A 20,443-nucleotide genomic window follows, 5' to 3' on the forward strand; every position below is an offset into this window, starting at 1 on the left:
ACGGTTACTAACAGTAATGACAGCAAATGATACCACAACTTCTTAATCATATTTTAGGCGTTTTCTCTTTACATGCAAACGATTAACGAAGGATTTCTAAACCGGAAACCTTCAATAATATTCGTTATATTGAAAACTGAATATTCAGATAAAAAACGCGTTCTTACCTTCAAACGATTAATAAGAACGTTTTTTTATTTTAGGCATTTAACAGAATTATTAAAATATGATTAAATCCGCTCTGAAATGACTTATTGCTTTTATTTTGATTCGATCGACCATAAATGAACAAAGTGTATTTTCTATTTCTGCCTACCCACTATCCACTCCCCCACCCTAAATAAAAAAACTGCCCCAATGATGAGGACAGCTTTACTTAAATTAAATTAGAGCATAACTTTCAATGGTCGACTTAATGATACAAATCAAAGCGACCTTTTGATAACATCTCTTTCACACCCCCGGTTTCTAACAAGGAACGGTCCATAATGGCTTTTTTAACAAAAGATGCGGGGTAGCCTTTAATGGCTGTTTTACCAACAATCCCAAAGGCATGCGTATTCCCGATCGAAGCGACTGAGCCTAATGATTTAAATGAAAATGGCTGTGTCGGTTGACCTTTGATTTGTGCTTTGATGTTTTTAGCCGCACAAGACCCCATCTTCAACGCGATTTGAGCAGTAGTTGGGAACGGTCGATCATTTTCAGGATTTTTGACAGCTGAGACATCTCCGATAATATAAACGTTAGCATGGTTAGGATCTGTCAGATCAGGATTGACCATTACCCGTCCTCGCCGTTGTTCAAAATCAGAGTCAGCTATCACATGGCTCCCGCTGACACCGGTCGTCCAAATGATCGTATTAGCCGCAAGCTCGACTTTTTCACCAGTTTCTTTATTGTCTTCATAGACGACAACATTCGGTTTGATTTCTTTGATTGGTTTTCCAGTTAAGAAATGAATGCCCCAGTCTTCTAAGTGTTTGATCCCGTAGTTAGCCAATTTTTCTTCAAACATCGGTAGTAAACGCGTGACTGCTTCGACACAATAAATCTCGATTTGATTTTCATCGACTTGTGCCATCCCCGCATAGCGCTTGCGAGCCTCAACTAGTGAACCGAGCAATTCGATCCCCGTAAAACCTGCGCCACACACGACGATCTTCAAAGCGTTGGGATCTTTCGTCTTGCGATACCCATTCATTTGATCGACGATATGATTATAGACTGCTTCAGCAGAATCAATATCTACCATTTCTAACGCATTTTCTTTTACACCTGGGATACCAAACGATTCTGATTCAAAACCTAACGCAACGACTAAATAATCATAAGTTAGTTCAGGTCCGCTCTTAAAAAATATTTTTTGATTCTTGCGATCGATCTTTGTGACTTCGGCTTGTAAAAAAGTCGTTTTACTAGGACGAACTACATCTTGAATGTCATAGCAGATGCGATCTTTTGGTTGCGTACCTGCAGCTACTTCGTGTAAAGCTGTTGCTTCAAAGTGATAGGGATTTTTATCCACCAAGGTGATATGAAAATCTTCTTTACTTTGTTGTAATTCCTTTAATGTTCGCAACCCAGCATAGCCGGCACCTAAAATAACAACTTCTGTCATGATTTGTCACTCCTTTATTTAAATTATCAATCCTAACAAAAAACTCAAGAATTGACTAAATGAACCCACAGCTAAAATGCGAACCGCACAAATAAACGTCTCCCGTTTGACTTGTTTGTGTAAAAATAATTTCGTCTGCTGAAAGATAAAAGGTGCGGCTAAAAAACTTAATAACAACGTGATCGGGGCAAGCTTTGACAACACAGACAACACGATCGCACCATAAGCTAACAGATTCAGACTAGTAAACAGTTGAAGTGCCCGGCGTTTGCCCAAATAATGGACTAACGTATAGCGCTCATTTTTCTCGTCTTCTTCCAAATCACAAATATTATTCGCTAACATCAAATTAGCGATCCAAAAAGTATTCGGCAATGCGATCAAAAAAATCGCCAATAGCTCTGGAGCATCAAACGTAAAAGCCTCATACGTGTTCAAATAGACACAGATCAAACTGATCATAAAGCCCATCGTGATCCCCGAGAAAAATTCTCCTAGTGGCAGACTAGACAACGGTCGCGGACCGGAAGAATACAAGATCCCCACTAAGTAACACCAACCACCCATCAAAAGTAGCGGCCAGCCTGTTTTGACAGCTAAGAAACCCCCGATTGCGGCTGAAAAAACGATCATCGTTACCATCAACCAAAAAACTAAGCGAACAGAAAGCTGCTCACGGCCAATGATATTTGTTTTTTCTTTATAGTCATGCCCTTCTTTTGCATGGTGGTAGTCATTGTAATTATCTAAAATATCGACTGACATGTTAAAGACAAACATCGCGATAAAAAACAATCCGACATAGAGCGGATGGAGCATATGGTAATTATACCAGCTATAACATAAGCCGATCAAAAAAGGTAAGACACTCGCTGTCTTAGCTTTAAATTCTACCAGCTCCAAAAAAACAGCTAAACTCAATTTTTCATCTCATTTCTAAACATTTCTAAATCATTTTTGGGCCTTTTAAGGTAAAATGATTTTATGATCAAATTGGAAAGGAAATTTCTATGTTAGACTTCTGGAATAATTATCCTATAATTCAAAAAAGACTCCAAGCAGTATGCTCACTGATTGAACAAAGAGTAACGATCGATAACCGCGAAATCCAAGAAGCCTTACTGGATTTTACTCGTTCTGGCGGCAAGATGTTGCGACCAGCCTTTTTTCTATTGTTTGCTGAACTAGCTGAAGAAAAGCGCGTTTCAGAAACCGGTTTATTAGAGCTTGCCGCTTCATTAGAATTACTTCACATGGCAACCTTAGTCCACGACGATATTATCGATGACTCGCCCTTACGCCGGGGCGAAGTGACGATCCAAGCTCGGTATGGCAAAGACGTTGCCGTTTATACGGGGGATCTCTTGTTTACGATCTATTTTGAGATCTTGATCGAACACATCAACGGCTCCCCTTTTATGGCAGAAAATGCTCAAGCGATGAAGCGCTTATTGTTAGGTGAATTGGATCAGATGCAGACTCGCTTTTTACCTACGAAAACCCTCGATCAATATTTGAATAGTATTACTGGCAAGACCGCCGAACTTTTCCGCTTAGCTTGTGTTGAAGGGGCTTACTTTGGCGGGGCTGATGAAAACACGCAACAGCTAGCCGCTACCATCGGTCAAAATATCGGGATCGTTTTTCAGATCTATGATGATATTTTGGATTATGTGTCGTCTACAGCTACCTTGAAAAAACCGGCCTTAGAAGATTTGGCTCAAGGAATCTATACGTTGCCGCTGCTCTTAGCTCGCCAAGCAGATCCAGCCGCCTTTGAACCTTATTTAAACGAGCAGATCACCAAACAAGAAGCCAAAAAAGTCGCGCGCTTAGTCAAGCACTACCAAGGCGTAAAAAAAGCAAAAGCCTTTGCTCAGACCTATATCGATGAAGCACTAGTTGCGATCCAACAGCTGCCAGCAGGTCCCGCTCAACAAATGATCACCCAATTAGCTGACCAACTGCTCAAGCGGACTTACTGAATCTGTTATACCTAAGTAACTGAGTTCCGCTACGATCAAAAAGATCCACGATCGACTTCCCGCAAGTGTTGATACTTGCGGTTTTTTTGTGCCAAACTTTGCGGCGAACCTTCCATCGTGATCTGACCTGCTTCCACAAAAATCACACGATCCATCAAATCGATCCCTTGCAAGTGATGGGTGATCCAAATAATCGTTTGATCTTGTAGTTCCCGGAAAAAAGTATCTAGTAATGCTTGCTCCGTGATTGGATCTAATCCAACGGTCGGTTCATCTAATAAAATAATCGGTACGTCTTGCAACAAGATTCGAGCTAAAGCTAAACGTTGCCGCTCGCCCCCTGAAAAACGTAAGCCGGCTTCATCAACGATCGTTTCTAACTGTTGCGGTAAACTTTTAACTAAAGCTTCTAAACCGACTCGGCGTAAAACTTCCCACACACTAGCTTCACTGGCTTCTTCATTTCCTAAACGTAAATTATTTAAGATCGTCGTGTGGAATAAATACGGATTTTGTTGGATCACGCCAATGACTTGGCTAATGTCATCGTCTAAATCAGCTGTATCCACTTCATTTAACTGAATCGCACCTTGCGTTGGTCGCAAGTCGCCTCGAATCAAATGTGCTAATGTACTTTTCCCTGAACCACTTTTTCCTAAAAGAGCGATTTTTTCGCCGGGCGCGACCGTTAAGTCGATCCCCTTTAATACTTCAGAGCCTTGCGGATAAGCAAAATGAACAGCTTTAACGGCTAATTGATACGGTGCAGTCGGCATAACTTTAGTGGTCGTGGCCGGTGTGATCTGCGGCAGCTGATTCAAGTTCGTTAAAGAGTCTTGGTAAATATTCGTTTCTTGCGCGGCCCCAGGTAGTGGAGCAAACGCATCGATCAATGGAAAGACCGTCAAGACAAAAGCTGCGATCCAATTGGCTGCTCCACCGTGATGCCCGACAAAGATTTGACTCGTAAACACCAAAAGACTCAATGCGATGATCCCAAAAATCAATTGCACGATTAGATCCCGTTTGCGATTAAAAGCTTGGACTTGACGCGTCACTTGACGTAACTTTTCTTCTGAACGTTCATGCGCGGTAACATATTCTGCTCCTCGCTGACTAAAGATCCAATCTGAGATCCCTAGAACGTTGTCAGTCAAATCACGATACAATTCATTTTTCAACTGTTTTTGTTTTGTTTGCCGTGCGCCGTTAACGACCACCGACCATGCCGGCACCACCCAAACGATGATCCCTAACAACAAGAGCATGAATAAAGCGAAGAAAACAGAAAAATAGCCTAGTAATAAAATGATCAGTCCATATAAGACCCAAGCGATCACAGTCGGTAAGATCGTTCTTAAATAGAGATTTTGTAAATGATTGATATCTTCAGCTAGTAAACCGAGAATATCACCTGTTTTATAGCGCGTCTTAAAAAAGATCGCGTCTTGTTCTAAAGTCTCATACAATTTCACTCGCAAGCCTGAAGTCATCTTCAACACCCAATTGTGACTGACTAGACGTTCGACATAGCGGAAAACCGGTCGACCGATCCCAAATGCTCGAGTCAAAACGATCGGGATATAAATGAGCAAAATATTTTCCGGTAACGCGGCTGAGCGACTGATCAAAAAACCCGAGGTAAACATTAAGGCACTCCCACAAATAAACGTCAAAATCCCCAACGAAATCGCCAGGATCAAACTTTTGCGGTACTGCTTTAAAAAGGGTCTGACCCACGTATCGTGTTTGAGTGCGGTCCATTCAGTTTTTCTCATGTCCGCTCTCCTCTCATACTCGTGACTAATCGGACAAAAGCGCCTTTTCGAGCTAACAATTCAGCTAGCGTTCCTTGTTCGACGATCTGCCCGTGTTCCATCACCAATAGATAATCCATTTCTTTAGCCCAATGTAACCGATGGGTCGCAAAGAAAACTAAGTGATCTTTCATCAGTGGAAGCATCTTTTCTTTTAACTCGACTTCGGTTTCAATATCTAAATGCGCAGTCGGTTCATCAAACAATAAGATTTTCCGTTTGCGATCTAAAAATGAACGTGCCAGTGCGATCCGTTGTGCTTGACCGCCGCTTAAATTGCGCTCACCTTCCCCTAAAACGGTGTCCAGTCCTTGTGGCAGTTCCTGGACAAGTGAGGTCAACCCCACCGCATCAATCGCGGCTAAGATCTCAGCTTCACTAGCTTCCGGTGTGTAAAACGCAACATTTTCACGGATCGATAGTTGAAAGATATAAGGATTTTGTGGTAAATAAATCAATTGCTTTTGCCAATCCGCTTGCTCAAAAGCAGTTATTTGTTGTTGATCGAGCTGGATCTTTCCTTGGTCTGGACGCAAGAAACCACTGAGCAAATTGATCAAGGTCGATTTGCCCGAACCGCTCACCCCGATGATCCCGATTTTTTTGAAGCCTTTCACAGCTAAAGAGATCTGGCTTAAAGCCGGCTTTTGGTCATACGTAAATGCGACATCTGTGAGCATCAACTGACTCGTAGCTTGCCAAACTGGTAACTGCTGGGACTTTAGCGGTGGCTTTTGTAAAGCTAAAATCGTTTGGATTGCGGAAAAAGCATTTTTCCCATCTAACGTAGCATGGTAATCTCCTGCAAAATCACGAATCGGTAAAAAATATTCCGTTGCTAAAATCAAAACAGTCAAAGCTGGAAATAATAAGATTTTTACTTCGATCAAACGCAAACCTAAAAAAACGGCGACCACTGCAACCGATAAAGTAGTAAAAAAATCTAAGGCAAAAGTTGATAAGATCGCGATCTTCAACGTATTCATTGTAGCTTTTCGGAAACGTTCACTCGTTTTAAAAATGCTTTTACTGTAATTTTTACTCAAGCCAAAATACTTAAGGGTATCGATCCCTCGCAACGAATCGATAAAATGATTCGATAACAGTTGAAACGTTTGGTACTGCTTATCGGCTTTACTTTGTGCCGCATAGCCTAAAATGATCATGAACAAAATGATCAAAGGAAAAACTAAAAGCAACGTAAGCCCTGAACGCCAATCCAGTAAAAAAACAGCCACTAAAATGATCCAAGGAATCAGCATCAAATTAACGATCTTCGCGAAGATTAAATGCAAGTATTCTTCCACTTGATGGATTCCTTCTAGTGCCATCGTCGTCATGCTACCAGTCCCGCGTTCTTGTACGATTTTGGGCCCTAAATAAAAAAGCTGCTGGAGTAATTCATTTCGCAGCTTCGTGGCATTTTTTTCCGCAAACCGATCTAATAGCCGATCACGGCTGAAAATGATCCCTTGGCGAGCGCTGTACGCGACTAAAAATAAAGCAAGCCAACGCCATTGTTCACTGATTACTTGACCTTCCCACAAATGAGTGATCGCTAAAGCCAAGAAAAAAGCTTGTCCAATGATAAAGATTGCTTGTAGAAACGCGAGTCCTACAAGCAATCCTAACATTTTTTTGGCACCAGGAAGTTTTAATAATGCCTTGTCGATCATCCTTGTGCCCCCACAGAATGCGGATGTTTGATCCGTTTTCTAAAGACATAGTATGCCCACCCGGTATAAGCTAAAACAAATGGCAACAGCGTGCAAGCAACGATCGTCATAATCTTCAACGTATAAGGCGATGAAGAAGCATTTGCGATCAAAAGATCATACTGTGAGCCCAAAGAACTGATCAACACCCGTGGGAATAAACCGCTAAACAGCAAGACTACTAAGGCGACCATCGTCAAACCACTAGCTAAAAAGGCGAGCAGTTCGCGTTTTTTGACCACTGCGATATTTGCTACAACAGTCAACGCAACGATTCCCACTAATAGGAGTAGCGTTGAAAGCAAATGCCGATCGAAAAAGTCGGTCTTGAAAAAGAGCAAGATAGCAAATACGACTAAGCCAACGTATAAAACCCCATAAAAAAGCTGAGCATAATTCCGGGCTCGTTCTCTGACCGGCCCCAACGTTTTTAACGCGATATAATTCAAGCCGTGCAAGTAACACAACAAGGTCAATGCCACCCCACCTACTAGTGAGAAGAGATTGATGTAATCCGTAAAGTGCGCAGTCATATTGCCATTTTCATCGATCGGCATTCCTTGGATCAAGCTGATAAATAAGATCCCAAAGAAAAACGGTACGATAAAACTCCCAATAGCCAGCGTCCAGTTCCAAAGATTTTTACGTTCAGTTGGCATCCGATGACGAAATTCAAACGAAACGCCCCGAATGATCAACCCAAATAAAATAATGAACAAGATCAAATAATAACCACTGAACAATGAAGCATACCAATACGGAAACGACGCAAACATCGCGCCCCCAGCCGTTAATAACCACACTTCATTACCATCCCACAGCGGACCAATCGTCGAGACGATCTGATCTTTTTCTCCTTCACCATGAGCCAGTGTCTGAACTGACATCCCTACACCAAAGTCAAAGCCCTCTAAAAAGAAGAAGCCGGAAAACAAGACTGCGATCAAAATAAACCATAATAATTGTAAGCCGCTCATTAGCTCATCGCCTCCTTATCAAAAGGATCATTGTTACTAGCCGCATCTTTTGCCAATTGCCGTTCTTCAAAGTTTGGCCCTTTTTGCAATTCACGCCGAACGAGGTAGATCATTGTGATAGCCAGACCGGAAAACAGCAAGAAGTAGACGATATTTGAAATCAACAGCGAGGTGACCGAAACATTCGGTGACACACTTTCTTCGATCGTAAATAACCCGTAGACGGTCCACGGATAACGACCAAATTCTGTCACGAACCAACCGGTACTGTTGGCGATAAATGGTACGAACGTACATAAACCTAATAGCCGCAGCAGCCATCGTTTTTCATATAAAATCGCTTTTTTCTTCCGCGTGAAAAACAATCCGAATGCCGAAACTAAAAACATCAGAACGCCAAAACCGGCCATGATCCGAAAACTCCAAAACAGTGTATTGACTGGTGGATAATAATCCCGTTTGCCATATTTTTCCGTCAACTCTCGATTGACAGTGTCCATTCCTTTAACGGCACCAGTTGGTTTCCCATACGACAAGATACTCAACATGTAAGGGATCTCCACCCCAAACACTCGCTTGTGCTCTCGCGTATTGGCCCACGCAACTAAAGTCCACGCAGCTGGATCTCCCGTGTCCTCGTAGGTACCTTCCATGGCAGCAAATTTCATCGGTTGATCTTCAATCAACGCTTTCATTTGTAAATCTCCCACCCCCATAACAGCGATCGAACCAAATAATGATAGCACTAAGCCGATGCGGATAGTTTTTTTGAATAAATCTTTTTCTTGGACTTTGTCTTTTAATAATTGAAACGCAGATAATCCTGCCACGATAATCCCGCCCATCGTAATAGCACCAGCGATCACGTGGAAAAATTCATACCAGACTTGATGATTGGCAAGCAAAGCTCCAAAGTCCGTCATCTCTGCCCGACCATTGCGCAGTGTGTATCCAACTGGATGTTGCATAAAACTATTGGCGGCTAAGATCCACAGTGCGGATAACATCGAGCCAGCTGTGACCAACCACATGAACAAAACATGGACTTTTGGTTTGACTCGATCCCATGTAAAAATCCACAACCCTAAAAATGTTGATTCCATGAAAAAGGCCAGCAATGCTTCAACGGCTAACGGTGCGCCAAAAATGTCGCCGACAAAGCGCGAATAATCAGACCAGTTCATTCCAAACTGAAATTCTTGAATAATACCTGTGACTACACCAACTGCAAAGCTTAATAGAAAAATATTCCCCCAAAATTTTGCCATTTGTCGATACTTGTCATTTTTCGTTTTGACATACAATGTCTCCATGATCGCCACGACCAAAGCTAGTCCAATTGAAAACGGCACGAAGAAAAAATGAAAAACCGTCGTCATCGCAAACTGGAACCTGGCCAACGTCACAATATCCATAGTAGTCCCTCCTTTTTGAAAATTCTGATAACGGGCCGTCACCACTGACACGTTGTCACTTTTAATATACCGTGAAAGCGGTAAAAAACCAAATATTTTAATTACAGTCGTCTTATCAAAAATTCAACGACCTTAGTAGAAAAAGCGATAAGTTTTTTCGCGACAAGTATGGTTTAATAAAAGGGAATCTATTCTGTAACTTACTGAACACTTCTTAAAAACTTTAAAAAGCCTTGATCGGTCTCAAAACTGCTCAAGGCTTTTAACTATGGCGAGCAAATTGATTCACGGCTAAACAAATCATTTGCTAAATTCAGCCGAGAGTAGATAATAAAGGCAAAAAAATTAAGGAGGTCTTTTTTATGAAAAAAGAAATCCCGATCCATGAAACGCTAGGCATCGGCTCCTTACTCGCTATTGCAGCCGGCGGATTGGATGCTTATAGTTATCTCGTTCACGGCGAAGTTTTTGCCGGACTACAAACAGGGAATTTGATTTTACTCGGCATTCATTTGCTGGGAAAAAACCAAGGTCAGATCAGCCACTATTTGACTGCGATTACGGCTTTTGCTTTAGGGACGATCATCAGCCGCATCATTCAACGACGCTTCAACGAATTTTCATTTGCTGGGGCGCGGCAATTATTTGTCATCGTTTGGGAAATCAGCTTTATGGTATTCGTTGCACTTTTTTCTAACGTCTTGCCAGATGCTTTAGCCAGTGCGCTATTGTCGATTGCAGCTGCTGCCCAACTGCAAGAATTCAGACGTTTAAAAGACGGCGCCTTTACTTCCCTTATGATGACCGGAAACTTGCGACAATTAGCAGCGAGCTTTGTTGATGGCTTCCTTTATCATAATGCCAAAGCGCGTGAACAAGTCCGGGATACGTTCGTCATCATTATGAGTTTTGTTTTAGGCGCTGCCGCAACGAGTTGTCTTGTGACCTACTTACATGGAGCTGCGATTTTATTTTCTAGCAGCCTGCTACTACTCGCACTTTTAATCATCTTCACTCAAGCTAAAAAAGCGGTTCGAGCTTAACGCTGCGAACCGCTCTTCTTATGATTGAGGCACACGAAAATAAGCTGCTTCTTGTTCTTGTAACCTTTGCCGTTCTGCTTGATTGTACCAAGGTGAGACTGTAGAAGCTAACACATCGTTGAGTAAATAAACGAAGCTGTTGATAAACATCGCTAAACTGGCTGAACCATGCTGGTGTGAAATAAACCATAAAACCATTTAAACTAATCCCGAAGTCACTCGCCTATTAGAAAACAAATTTTTCGATTGCTTCGCTGACACCGTCTTCTTGATTCGTAGCCACGATTTGATCAGCTGCCGTTTTCACATCTGGCGTTCCATTTCCCATCGCGATTCCCAGTCCGGCATAACGAATCATAGCCAAATCATTTTCTGCATCACCGATCGCCATCACTTCAGCTTGCTTGATTCCAAGATACTCCGCTAATTCTTTTAATGCTTCCCCTTTATTGGTTTGCTTATTCAAAAATTCATAGAAATACGGCGCACTTTGGACCATCGTATAGTTTTCGTGAAATGCTGGTGGGATCTGTTTGATCGCTTGACTCAAAATCTCCGGCTCATCGATCATCATCATTTTGATAATTTTAAGTTCTTCAGTGATCTCTTCAGGCGTTCGGTATTTGATCGGCATATTAACTAAATAAGCTTCATGGACCGTATACGGACTGATATCACGATTTGACGTATAGATCGTATCTTCTGTGGTCGTGTGAAGGTGAACCTTTAATTGCCGAGCTAACGTATCGATTTGTAAATAATCGTCATGGCTCAACGTGTGACATGCGATCACTTCTTGTGTATGAGTATTTAGAACTAAACCGCCGTTATACGTCACGACATAATCTTCACTGTCAGTCAGTCCTAGTGTCGCCAAATGTTCACTGACGCCAGGTAACGGCCGGCCTGTACATAAAACGATTTTAACGCCTTTTTCTTTCGCTTGTTTGATTGTTGCACAGACTTTCGGACTAATCCTGCTGTGTTCATTTAATAAAGTACCATCCATATCAATGGCAACGAGTTTGATTGGCATTGCTGTCCCTCCTAAAAAAATTCCTCGTTTCATCATACGAGTTCTTGAACGCTGCGTCAATCGAGATTAAAAACTTGTTACACTTCGATCGGTGAGCTAAAAAAAGAAGCTAAGAACAACGCCTTAGCTTCTCCATCTATTTAATCGACATAATCAGTTTCAGTTTTATTTAACCAAGCATAGCCTAGTCCCATTACTAATCCGCCACCGATGAAGTTGCCGATCAAGGTGAAGAATAAATTGTGGACTACATTTGCCGCCGTCAACTCAGGAATCGCTCCATGAGAAGCAAAGAAGGCTAATGAAAAGGCTGGGAAGTTGGCGATCACGTGTTCATAACCTAAGAAAGCAAAGATGAAAATGATGAAGATGATTGACATAACTTTGGCTGCGTCATCTTTCATGCGCAAGCTAGCTAAAACGGCGATATTTACGACGATGTTGGCAAACATCCCTTCTACCAAAATCTGACTGGTAGATTTTGCCAATTTACTACCGATCGCGGTAAACATATAATTCGTCGTTTCCATATGTTGAAACGGCCCTGTCAATGAAACTAAATAGCCAAACAACACACCGCCGACTAAGTTGAAAAAGATACAAGTAACTAATAATTTGATTGCAGTCGAGAAATTCATTTTTTTGCGATACATTCCAACGACTGAATACAACATATTTGAAGTGCCTAGTTCAGCATTTAAATATAAGATCATGACAAGCGACCAACTGAACATAAACGCATACGTCATTTTTTCTAAACCTGGAATCGCATGTTCTGTTTTAATCGCGATGTAAAAAGCAACCGCGGTCCCTAGTGTTAAGAACATACAAGCTAAGACCGCACGAACTGCGTAACGACTATAGCTTCCATTTAATAATTGCAATTTTTTCTTGATTGAATAATCGATTTGGGTCATCATTGGTGATTCTGTTAGCTCGTTTGTTTTTGCTTCGACTTTAGTTCCAACCTCTTCTTCCACTGGCAATGACATCTCTTCATCGATCCCCATCATTTTCATAATGTTCCTTCCTTCTATCCTTATTCATACTTAGTTCATAAATAATATACTCGCATGATAACGTATTTTCAGCACGTTTTCAACTTTTTTACACTACTATTCAAAAGAAAACGCCAATTATTTGTTAACCTCATTTATTAATAACTGCAGTTCCCATTGGATCTTCAGTTTGCTTCAAACGGCTAGTTTCATTTGACGACAAACACTCGAATTCATTTAAATAATCTTAAGTCTAAATCAAAGATAGTTAAACAAAACTTAACAGCTGAAGTTGAGTCACGTAAAATCATTCTATGGTCACCACCTGCTATACGATCCAAGCTGCTAATCTCGCGAAACTTGAAGCCTTCTTCAACTTTATCAAACACTATTATCCAGTCAAAGATATGAGCGGTGAGCCTCCAATTTTTGAATCCCGCTTTATTATGAGCTAAAAAGGACAACTGCGTAACGCAGCTGTCCCTTAATTGACTTATTTTTAAACTAAAAGGGAATCTCGAATATCGACTTCAAAGTGATGCTTATGTAAAAATGCCAAGATCTCTGGCAGATCTTCCCGTTTATACGTTCCTCGAATGTTTGAAACTAACTTTCGCTTTTTAGTAAATCTTGTTGTTTTAGTTTTATAAATATAACAAAATGGTCCATATAATTCAATCGTGACGATCTTTTTATAATTCTCGCCCACCAACTGATACAATGCTTGACAATCCACTGCTGACACCACCTATTTTTTACTACGACGCGATTATAGACCTCTTAGTAAAAAAAAGCCAGCCTTTTCGGTGATTTTTTCTGAAAAACTTATTCCTGTTAATTTTAAAAAAAACTGTACTAAAAAGACTCAGAAAATAACGTTCTGAGTCTTTAATATTTATTCAACTGGTGGTAAAATCGCCATCAAACTCTTACTTAATGCAATATAGATCGGTGAATTAGCTGGCAGTTCACTCTCATGTCGGCGCTGCGCTTTAGCAGACGTCGCTGCTAATTCGATCAAACTGTCACCACGGAACAGATCTACGAAGTAACGAGTCGAAAGCATTTTTGGTAATTTAGGTCCGATCGTGATATCCGTAATCAATTTTGTTTTTAACACGTCATCTAATACAAAGGTCGTGTTTAGCTCCTCTAAAGAAGGCCCAATTTTATTTTGGGTGGTCTTTTTGTGACTCATTAAGCTAATATCATCTGCTTTTTGATGGTCGTAGTCCGTCAAATTATACGTATCGATAATCGCATCTAATTTTTCTGCATATTTCTTATCTGTTGCGTAACGTCCTTGTAAGTACTTCGTTGCATCTTTAAACGAGCTAGTCTCAGATTTCCAAGTTGGCTTGTAGTAATTCTTATTACCTGAAATACCATCTTTTAACAACCCTGCATAATCTTCAAGCGACTCTTTATAAGAAGGATATTTTCTAAACTCCGCTTGGATCTGATAATTTTTGCCACCTTCATCTTGCTCTAACGTACTAAAAGTGACGCCTTTACCTTGGAATTTCCCTTTGATCCCAAACAAATTGTGATTAGGTTCTGAAGCCAGTGCACTATTACCAGAACCACTTTCTAAAATAGCTTGCGCGATCATAACCGATGCATAAATATCATGCTCTTGTCCGACATTACGTGCTAGATCGCCAACTTTTTTAATAAATTCATCCGTCGTCTGGTTTTTACTAAAGTGGAAACCACCTTCATCGTCAGAACCTGTAATTCCACTACCGATTGATCCTAACAAACTGCTACTTGCTTGTGATAGCCCAGCGACATTCACACGTACTGCAAAAGTTGGCATAAAGTCGCTTAAGTTCGTGATCTTCACGACATCTCCTGGCTGTGGCGCATGGATATACTGTCCATTCCCAATATAAATCGCAACGTGAGATGTCACACTTGTTGGTGCTCCCCAGAACAACAAATCTCCTGGTTGCGCTTCACTGACGGGGATCTGAGTACCAGAATACTGTTGATCTCCAGTCCAGCCACCAATCTCATGACCAGTGACTTTCGCATAAATGTAATGGGTCAGACCAGAACAATCAAATGTATTCGGCCCTTTTGCTCCCCAAACATATGCCTTACCTAGATGTTGATACGCTTCTTTAACTAATGCTTGTCGCACATCATTGTTGACCTCGGGAACAGCTTCATTTGACGGAACTTTGATATCGTTAGCAGTTCCAGCTGGTTGGCGGCCGGCATTGTTGTTAGGAACGGTTACTGGTCCAGAAGAAGAATTGTTCCCAGGATTAGCAGTTCCTTGATTGTTGCCACTTTGATCATGGCCGGTGCTTGGTTCAGTTGAATTATTCGGTTGTTCATTTGTCGTACTTGCACTACTGCTGGATGAATGCGTGCTCTGGCTTTGCGATCCTTGGGTTGAACTTGACGAATTGCTGGTAGTGCTTGAACTTGGATTCGTCGTACTGCTAGCAGAACTAGATGATTTAGACGTTGTCGTACTCGTTTCATTCGTCGTTGAACTTGAGGTGCTCGAACTTGACGAACTGTCACTTGGGACTGAAGGGGTTGCCGGTTTTTCTTTAAAGGTTACGTGAAATGCGACATCCCCTGCCGGCATAACAAACATCCCACTAGTTGGTCCTAGCGTAAGATTGACTGGATCACCAGTGGTTGTTTTCGCTTCGAATGCATCCACTTCGTAATTGTCCGCTAAATGCAGATCCACTTTGACTAACGCTCCAGCTTCCACATCTTGATAGCGTTCAAAAGTCACTTCATTTCCTTTATCATCCGTATAAGTCGCTTGACTTAGCGGAGTATCATTGACGGTCAACTGATATTTTTGAACTTCAGAACGACTAGTTGAAACAGCAGCCTCACTTGAACTAGATGCTGGCGCAGTAGTAGCTTCAGCAGGTGCTGCTGCCCCACTCGTTGAATCCATTGCTTTTTCTGATACTGATGTAGTAGAAGCGACAGTCGATGTCGCGGTTGTCGTTGATTGTGGTGCTACTTGGCTGGTGCTAGCAACTGGTACATCTTCAGCAAAAACTTTTTCTGTTGACAAAACCGTTGGCGCAATCAATGAGCCCATTGCTAACAAGCCAGCAAACTTCCTATACTTCAATCGTAATCCCTCGTTTCTCTCTTTGAAATCTCACAATTCTCATGCATTATAATGATAGCATGATTCAATTTTTATGTCTAAAATAATTCTCATTTACCTAATTTCATATTTTGAAAATTATTTTAATTTCTGATCGTAGTCCCTTTTATAATTTCATTCATGAGTTCAGAAGCTTGACGGGTGTGGAAGCGACTCATGCGGACTGCTTCTCCAGCTGAGTTCTCCCAAATTTTATTATCTGTAAAACCAACTTCGGTCCGTTTACCATCCATCAATTCTTTGGCGTAGCCTAAGATGACGCGAATCGCATTTTTTGTTTCTTGATCACTTTTAAAATAACCTGAATGGCTCTTCAAATACTCATTTAGATCGCTATTTTTTGAAATTTTCCAATCTGCAATAAAATCACGTAATAATTCAATCACTTGATCGAATTCGATATCCCATAGTTTTAGATCTTTCACTTCTTTTTCCATTTGGATAACCCCCCAAAGATAAATACGTCTTTTGAATTCCTTTTCATTTCCATTATACCTAATCTACCTCCAATAGAAATAGGAAGAGCCTAAAGAAACACTAATATTTTTTCAATTAAGGTTTACTCCAAAAATCAAAAAGTTTACCTCAATTAATCTGAAAGGCAACTACTTTTCTTTTCCCCTAGACTTGCGTTATAATTTTCATATTGACTTTATTTATGAAGGAGCTTTTTTATGCTGACTTTTTTGATCCAACAAATGAAAAAAAAGTTCCCCAATCAGCAGCGAACCGGCATCGGGATCTTGGCGGGGCTGCTGGGGTTGCTCTCTAATTTTTTACTATTTGGTGCTAAAATGTTTATCGGCTCGATTTCTGGCAGTGTCTCGATCATGGCCGATGCAATGAACAACTTATCAGATACTGCGTCTTCGATCATCACACTGGCTGGTTTCAAAGTCGCTGGCAAACCGGCTGATGAGGGTCATCCTTATGGGCATGAACGCTTTGAGTATATCAGTGGTTTCGTAGTTTCGATTTTGATCACTTACGTTGGGGTGAATTTTTTAGAGACTTCCTTTGAGAAAATTCTCAACCCCGTCAGCGTCTCCCTGACCCCGATCGTTTATGTGGTATTGATTTTATCAATTTTAATGAAGTTTTGGCAAAATCGGATGTACCATCGCTTAGGGGATGCGATCGAATCAGATACTTTGCACGCAACTGCTCAAGACAGTTTAAATGATGTGTACACTACGATTGCTGTTTTGATCTCCGCTTTAGTCGAATGGCTTTCCGGTTGGCGAGTCGATGGTTACTTTGGTTTTTTGATCGCACTCTACATTATTTATAGCGGCGTGAAGATGATCAAAGAATTCGTGGATGAATTGATGGGCGTCCGCGCACCGGAAAAAGAGATCAGTGCGATCAAAGAACGATTGAATAGCTATCAGACAATTATCGGCTACCACGATCTTTTGATCCACAGTTATGGACCAAACAGTATTTTTGCTTCAGTCCACATTGAGGTAAATGAAGAATGGACATTAGCCCATGCTCATGATGTAATCGATCGAATCGAACAAGATATTAAAAAAAATCTGAATGTCGATCTCGTTTGTCATTTAGATCCCTATCCCCTTGATGATCAAGAATTCAAACGTGTCGCGCCTGGCCTAAGAAATGTTTTACGTGAGATCCACCCTGAGCTGAGAATGCATGATTTACGAATCGATTCCACAACGGTGCCGGAAACATTACATTTTGACTTAGTCGTACCAGAAAAACTCAAACTTTCTGATAGCGAATTGCACGATGAGATTGCTGCACGCTTCATCAAAGAAGTGATTCCCGCTAAACTCATGATCACTTTTGATCGGACTTATTTATTGTAAAGTTTGGCAGCTAACTACTCGCCAAAACAAAAAATAGCACTAAAAAGCGCTGCTTCACTTAGCAGCGCTTAGGCTTAGACATTCCAGTCTGAGTCTTTTTTATTTTTCAGCAACACTTAAAATTGGAAAACGTTTCTATTACGGCTGTTGTTCCGCGATCAATCGGCTTTTTCGCACCCACTTATCGCCTTCTGTAACAGCCAACACTAATGCTCCAGCTGCAATCACTAGTCCCCATTCCACTAAGTTGATACTTGTCGTCTGGAAGATTTGTTGCATAAAAGGCGCGTAAGTCAGTAACACTTGCAGTCCGATCATCAATCCGATAATCAGGAATGCTTTGCGATTAGCCCAGACCCGTTCAGAAAAGGCGGATTCGCTACTACGAATATTAAAGAAATAAAAGATCTTACTGACCACGATCACATTGACCATCATCGTACTAGCGGTTGCTTGATCCGCTCCTAGATGGATGACGATCTCGTAGGCGAGTAAACTGATCACCGCCATCAAGACTGAAACATAGCCCATTTGAAAAATATCATGTCGGTCCATCAATGATTTTTGCTCACGAGGCGCGCGTTCCATAATCTTCTCTTCTGCCGGCTCAAAAATAAACGCAAACTGGATCGTGATCGCTGAAACCATATTGATCCACAACAGTTGCGTAGCCTGCAAAGGCATCGGCTGCTGCGCTAAGATCGTAAAAGCAATAATCAAGCCTTCAGCAAATGAAGTTGGTAGTAAGAATAAGATACTTTTTTTGATATTATCATAAATACGTCGCCCTTCTGCAATCGCTTTTGCGAGCGTTGCAAAATTATCATTAGCCAAAATCATATCAGCAGAATCTTTTGCCACATCAGTTCCGCTACGACCCATCGCAACCCCGATGTCCGCCTGCTTTAACGCAGGTGCATCATTGACACCATCACCAGTCATAGCTGTCACTGCACCGCTAGCTTGCAGCGCTTCGATGATCTCCAATTTATTTTTAGGGGTCATCCGAGCAAATACTTGGTGCGATACCGCCACCTCAGACCGTTTGGCTAACGTTAACTCATCCCATCGCGCTCCAGTGATGACACGGACCTGGTCGGCCAATCCCAATTTTTTGCCGATTGTTTGCGCAGTTAACGGGTGATCCCCCGTAATCATTTTAACGGCTACTCCGGCTTGTTTCATCTCGTTTAATGCCGTGATCACTTCTTCTTTTGGCGGGTCGATGATCCCTGCCAGACCTAACCAAGTGATCCCACTAGCTAATAGTTCATGCGTGACTTTTGTTTCGTTCGTCACATTTTTTACCCCAACTGCTACGACTCGTTTACCGGTTTTAGATAGAGACGCTACCCGCTGTTCCCAACCCGCAACATCAAAATCAGGATCTGCTGCTTTAGCCAGCGGAATCAATTTATCAGGTGAACCTTTGATCCAAATCTTTTGCTGTCCGCTCGGTGTCTCAACGAGTTTTGCAATATAGCGGTAATCTGAATCAAACGGTAATAGATCCAGCTCACGGTCTTTTGGCGGTGCTTCGAAAACTTTATGGTACAAAGTCAAAAATGCCCCATCCGTTGGTTCCCCGTTGATGTGCCACTGCCCGGCTGTTTCTACTAATTCCGTATCATTGGCTTCAAAACCACCTTGTAAAAAAGCCTGCAATGCGGCACTAACTGGAACAGGTCGTTGCTCAGCCAGCAATTGCCCAACAGGTTCATAGCCTAGGCCGGTAACGGTAATTTGTTGAGTGGGTAAAAACAGATCCGTCACGGTCATCTCATTTTTCGTTAAAGTCCCGGTCTTGTCGGTCGCGATAACATTGACCGAGCCTAATGTTTCGACTGCTGGCAGTGACTTAACGATCGTTTGCTGTTTTTTAGCCATCTCTGAAACACCCATCGCTAAGATCACCGAAGTCGTCGCTGGCAGACCTTCCGGAATTGATCCGACAATCATGGTGACAACAGCTAACGCCAAAACAGTCAGCGAATACGTTTCAAACAGTAAACCTAAAACAAACAAAACAACTGCTGCAACTAAGACGACACTAGAAACCCCTTTCCCGATTTGATCGATCTGACGCATCAAAGGTGAGCGTCTTTTTTTGACTTGCTGGACTTCTTGTGAGATTTGACCCAGCTCGGTCGCTTCAGCAGTCGCCACGACCACGCCAAGTCCACTACCATTTGTAACAGACGTTGAGGCAAAGGCCATGTTGTTTTGTTCTGCTAGCGGGTAGTCGCCGGTCAACGGTTGCGCTTGCTTTTCGATCGAATCTGCTTCACCTGTCAACCCGGCTTCTTGAATCCGCAAATTATCACACGCTACTAAGCGCAAGTCCGCCGGTACATTATCACCAGCTTCTAAAAAAACGACATCTCCAGTCACTAATTCTTCAGCCGGTAAATCGATCCGCTGTCCCTCACGATAAACGGTAGCTTGTTGAGACAACATTTGCTTGATCTTTTCTAATGCATCTGAGGCACTCGCTTCTTGGTAATAACCGATCAAAGCATTGGCAATGATGACGAATGCGATCACAATCGCATCCGACACATGGCCCATCAAAAGCGTCAAGCTAGCCGCTGCCATTAAAATATAAATAATCAAATTGTGGAACTGCCGAACAAACAATTGCCATCGCGGCGTTTTCCGGCTCGTCAATTTATTGGGTCCTTCAACAGCTAATTTTTCACGTGCGGTTTCCTTAGACAAGCCTTGTTCAAAGTTCTGCTGAGGATAGTCTTTTGCTAATTCGGTTAATTCTAGTTGATAATTTTTTTTTACACATTTTACTTCACTCCTTATTTGCCAAAGTAACTTTCGACAAACAACGAGCTATTCTTT

The 20,443-nt window shown here is 41.8% G+C and carries 15 protein-coding genes and 1 pseudogene; 3 read left to right on the forward strand and 13 right to left on the reverse strand.

Going from position 1 to position 20,443, the window contains the following annotated elements:
- Positions 1 to 412: 412 nt before the first annotated feature.
- Together GVJ38_RS02330 and GVJ38_RS02335 are read right to left on the reverse strand one after the other, a co-directional pair.
- Positions 413 to 1,621, reverse strand: a complete 1,209-nt coding sequence (locus GVJ38_RS02330) for an NAD(P)/FAD-dependent oxidoreductase (protein WP_159721562.1) — start codon at positions 1,619 to 1,621, stop codon at positions 413 to 415.
- An 18-nt stretch (positions 1,622 to 1,639) separates the two neighbouring features.
- Positions 1,640 to 2,542, reverse strand: coding sequence for a prenyltransferase (locus GVJ38_RS02335; protein WP_159721563.1), 903 nt, complete (start codon positions 2,540 to 2,542; stop codon positions 1,640 to 1,642).
- A gap of 89 nt (positions 2,543 to 2,631) precedes the next feature.
- On the opposite strand from GVJ38_RS02335, the gene GVJ38_RS02340 reads away from it, so the two are divergent.
- A complete protein-coding gene (locus GVJ38_RS02340) occupies positions 2,632 to 3,606 on the forward strand; it encodes a polyprenyl synthetase family protein (protein ID WP_159721564.1) in 975 nt (324 codons plus the stop codon).
- Between the two features lie 35 nt (positions 3,607 to 3,641).
- On the opposite strand, the gene cydC is transcribed toward GVJ38_RS02340, so the two are convergent.
- From cydC to GVJ38_RS02360, 4 genes are read right to left on the reverse strand one after another with little or no spacing between them, the layout of a single operon-like run.
- Entirely contained in the window at positions 3,642 to 5,384 is a 1,743-nt protein-coding gene (cydC, locus tag GVJ38_RS02345) for a thiol reductant ABC exporter subunit CydC (RefSeq protein WP_159721565.1), read from the reverse strand.
- A complete protein-coding gene (cydD, locus tag GVJ38_RS02350) occupies positions 5,381 to 7,099 on the reverse strand; it encodes a thiol reductant ABC exporter subunit CydD (RefSeq protein ID WP_159721566.1) in 1,719 nt (572 codons plus the stop codon). Before cydD ends, cydC begins: the two co-directional genes overlap by 4 nt.
- Complete coding sequence (gene cydB, locus GVJ38_RS02355) at positions 7,096 to 8,115, reverse strand: cytochrome d ubiquinol oxidase subunit II (protein WP_159721567.1); 1,020 nt, start codon at positions 8,113 to 8,115, stop codon at positions 7,096 to 7,098. Before cydB ends, cydD begins: the two co-directional genes overlap by 4 nt.
- Entirely contained in the window at positions 8,115 to 9,530 is a 1,416-nt protein-coding gene (locus GVJ38_RS02360) for a cytochrome ubiquinol oxidase subunit I (protein ID WP_159721568.1), read from the reverse strand. Before GVJ38_RS02360 ends, cydB begins: the two co-directional genes overlap by 1 nt.
- Positions 9,531 to 9,892: 362 nt before the next feature.
- Between GVJ38_RS02360 and GVJ38_RS02365 the strand changes: the two genes are divergently transcribed.
- Positions 9,893 to 10,573: a YoaK family protein gene (locus GVJ38_RS02365; protein WP_159721569.1), complete on the forward strand. Its 681-nt coding sequence runs from the start codon at positions 9,893 to 9,895 to the stop codon at positions 10,571 to 10,573.
- An 18-nt stretch (positions 10,574 to 10,591) separates the two neighbouring features.
- Here the strand turns inward: GVJ38_RS02365 and GVJ38_RS02370 are convergent.
- From GVJ38_RS02370 to GVJ38_RS02395, 6 genes and pseudogenes are all read right to left on the reverse strand, one after another.
- A pseudogene (locus GVJ38_RS02370) lies at positions 10,592 to 10,771 on the reverse strand (nicotinamide riboside transporter PnuC); the annotation flags it as partial.
- A gap of 28 nt (positions 10,772 to 10,799) precedes the next feature.
- On the reverse strand, positions 10,800 to 11,609 hold the full coding sequence (gene yidA / locus GVJ38_RS02375; protein WP_159721570.1) for a sugar-phosphatase: 810 nt from the start codon (positions 11,607 to 11,609) through the stop codon (positions 10,800 to 10,802).
- Between the two features lie 140 nt (positions 11,610 to 11,749).
- Positions 11,750 to 12,529, reverse strand: coding sequence for a formate/nitrite transporter family protein (locus GVJ38_RS02380; RefSeq protein ID WP_235032791.1), 780 nt, complete (start codon positions 12,527 to 12,529; stop codon positions 11,750 to 11,752).
- Positions 12,530 to 13,106: 577 nt separating this feature from the next.
- Positions 13,107 to 13,343 carry a hypothetical protein gene (locus GVJ38_RS02385; RefSeq protein WP_159721571.1) on the reverse strand — a complete coding sequence of 79 codons (237 nt, stop codon included), beginning with the start codon at positions 13,341 to 13,343 and terminating at the stop codon, positions 13,107 to 13,109.
- A gap of 159 nt (positions 13,344 to 13,502) precedes the next feature.
- Positions 13,503 to 15,722, reverse strand: a complete 2,220-nt coding sequence (locus tag GVJ38_RS02390) for a glucosaminidase domain-containing protein (RefSeq protein WP_235032784.1) — start codon at positions 15,720 to 15,722, stop codon at positions 13,503 to 13,505.
- 122 nt (positions 15,723 to 15,844) lie between these two features.
- The gene (locus GVJ38_RS02395) at positions 15,845 to 16,198 is read right to left on the reverse strand and encodes a hypothetical protein (RefSeq protein WP_159721572.1); all 354 of its coding nucleotides are present in this window, start codon (positions 16,196 to 16,198) and stop codon (positions 15,845 to 15,847) included.
- A 237-nt stretch (positions 16,199 to 16,435) separates the two neighbouring features.
- On the opposite strand from GVJ38_RS02395, the gene GVJ38_RS02400 reads away from it, so the two are divergent.
- On the forward strand, positions 16,436 to 17,593 hold the full coding sequence (locus GVJ38_RS02400; protein WP_159721573.1) for a cation diffusion facilitator family transporter: 1,158 nt from the start codon (positions 16,436 to 16,438) through the stop codon (positions 17,591 to 17,593).
- A gap of 138 nt (positions 17,594 to 17,731) precedes the next feature.
- Here GVJ38_RS02400 and GVJ38_RS02405 read toward each other — a convergent pair whose 3' ends face one another.
- A complete protein-coding gene (locus tag GVJ38_RS02405) occupies positions 17,732 to 20,404 on the reverse strand; it encodes an HAD-IC family P-type ATPase (protein WP_159721641.1) in 2,673 nt (890 codons plus the stop codon).
- Positions 20,405 to 20,443: the final 39 nt, after the last annotated feature.

Source organism: Enterococcus sp. CSURQ0835, from assembly GCF_902706605.1.
Lineage (GTDB): Bacteria > Bacillota > Bacilli > Lactobacillales > Enterococcaceae > Enterococcus_A.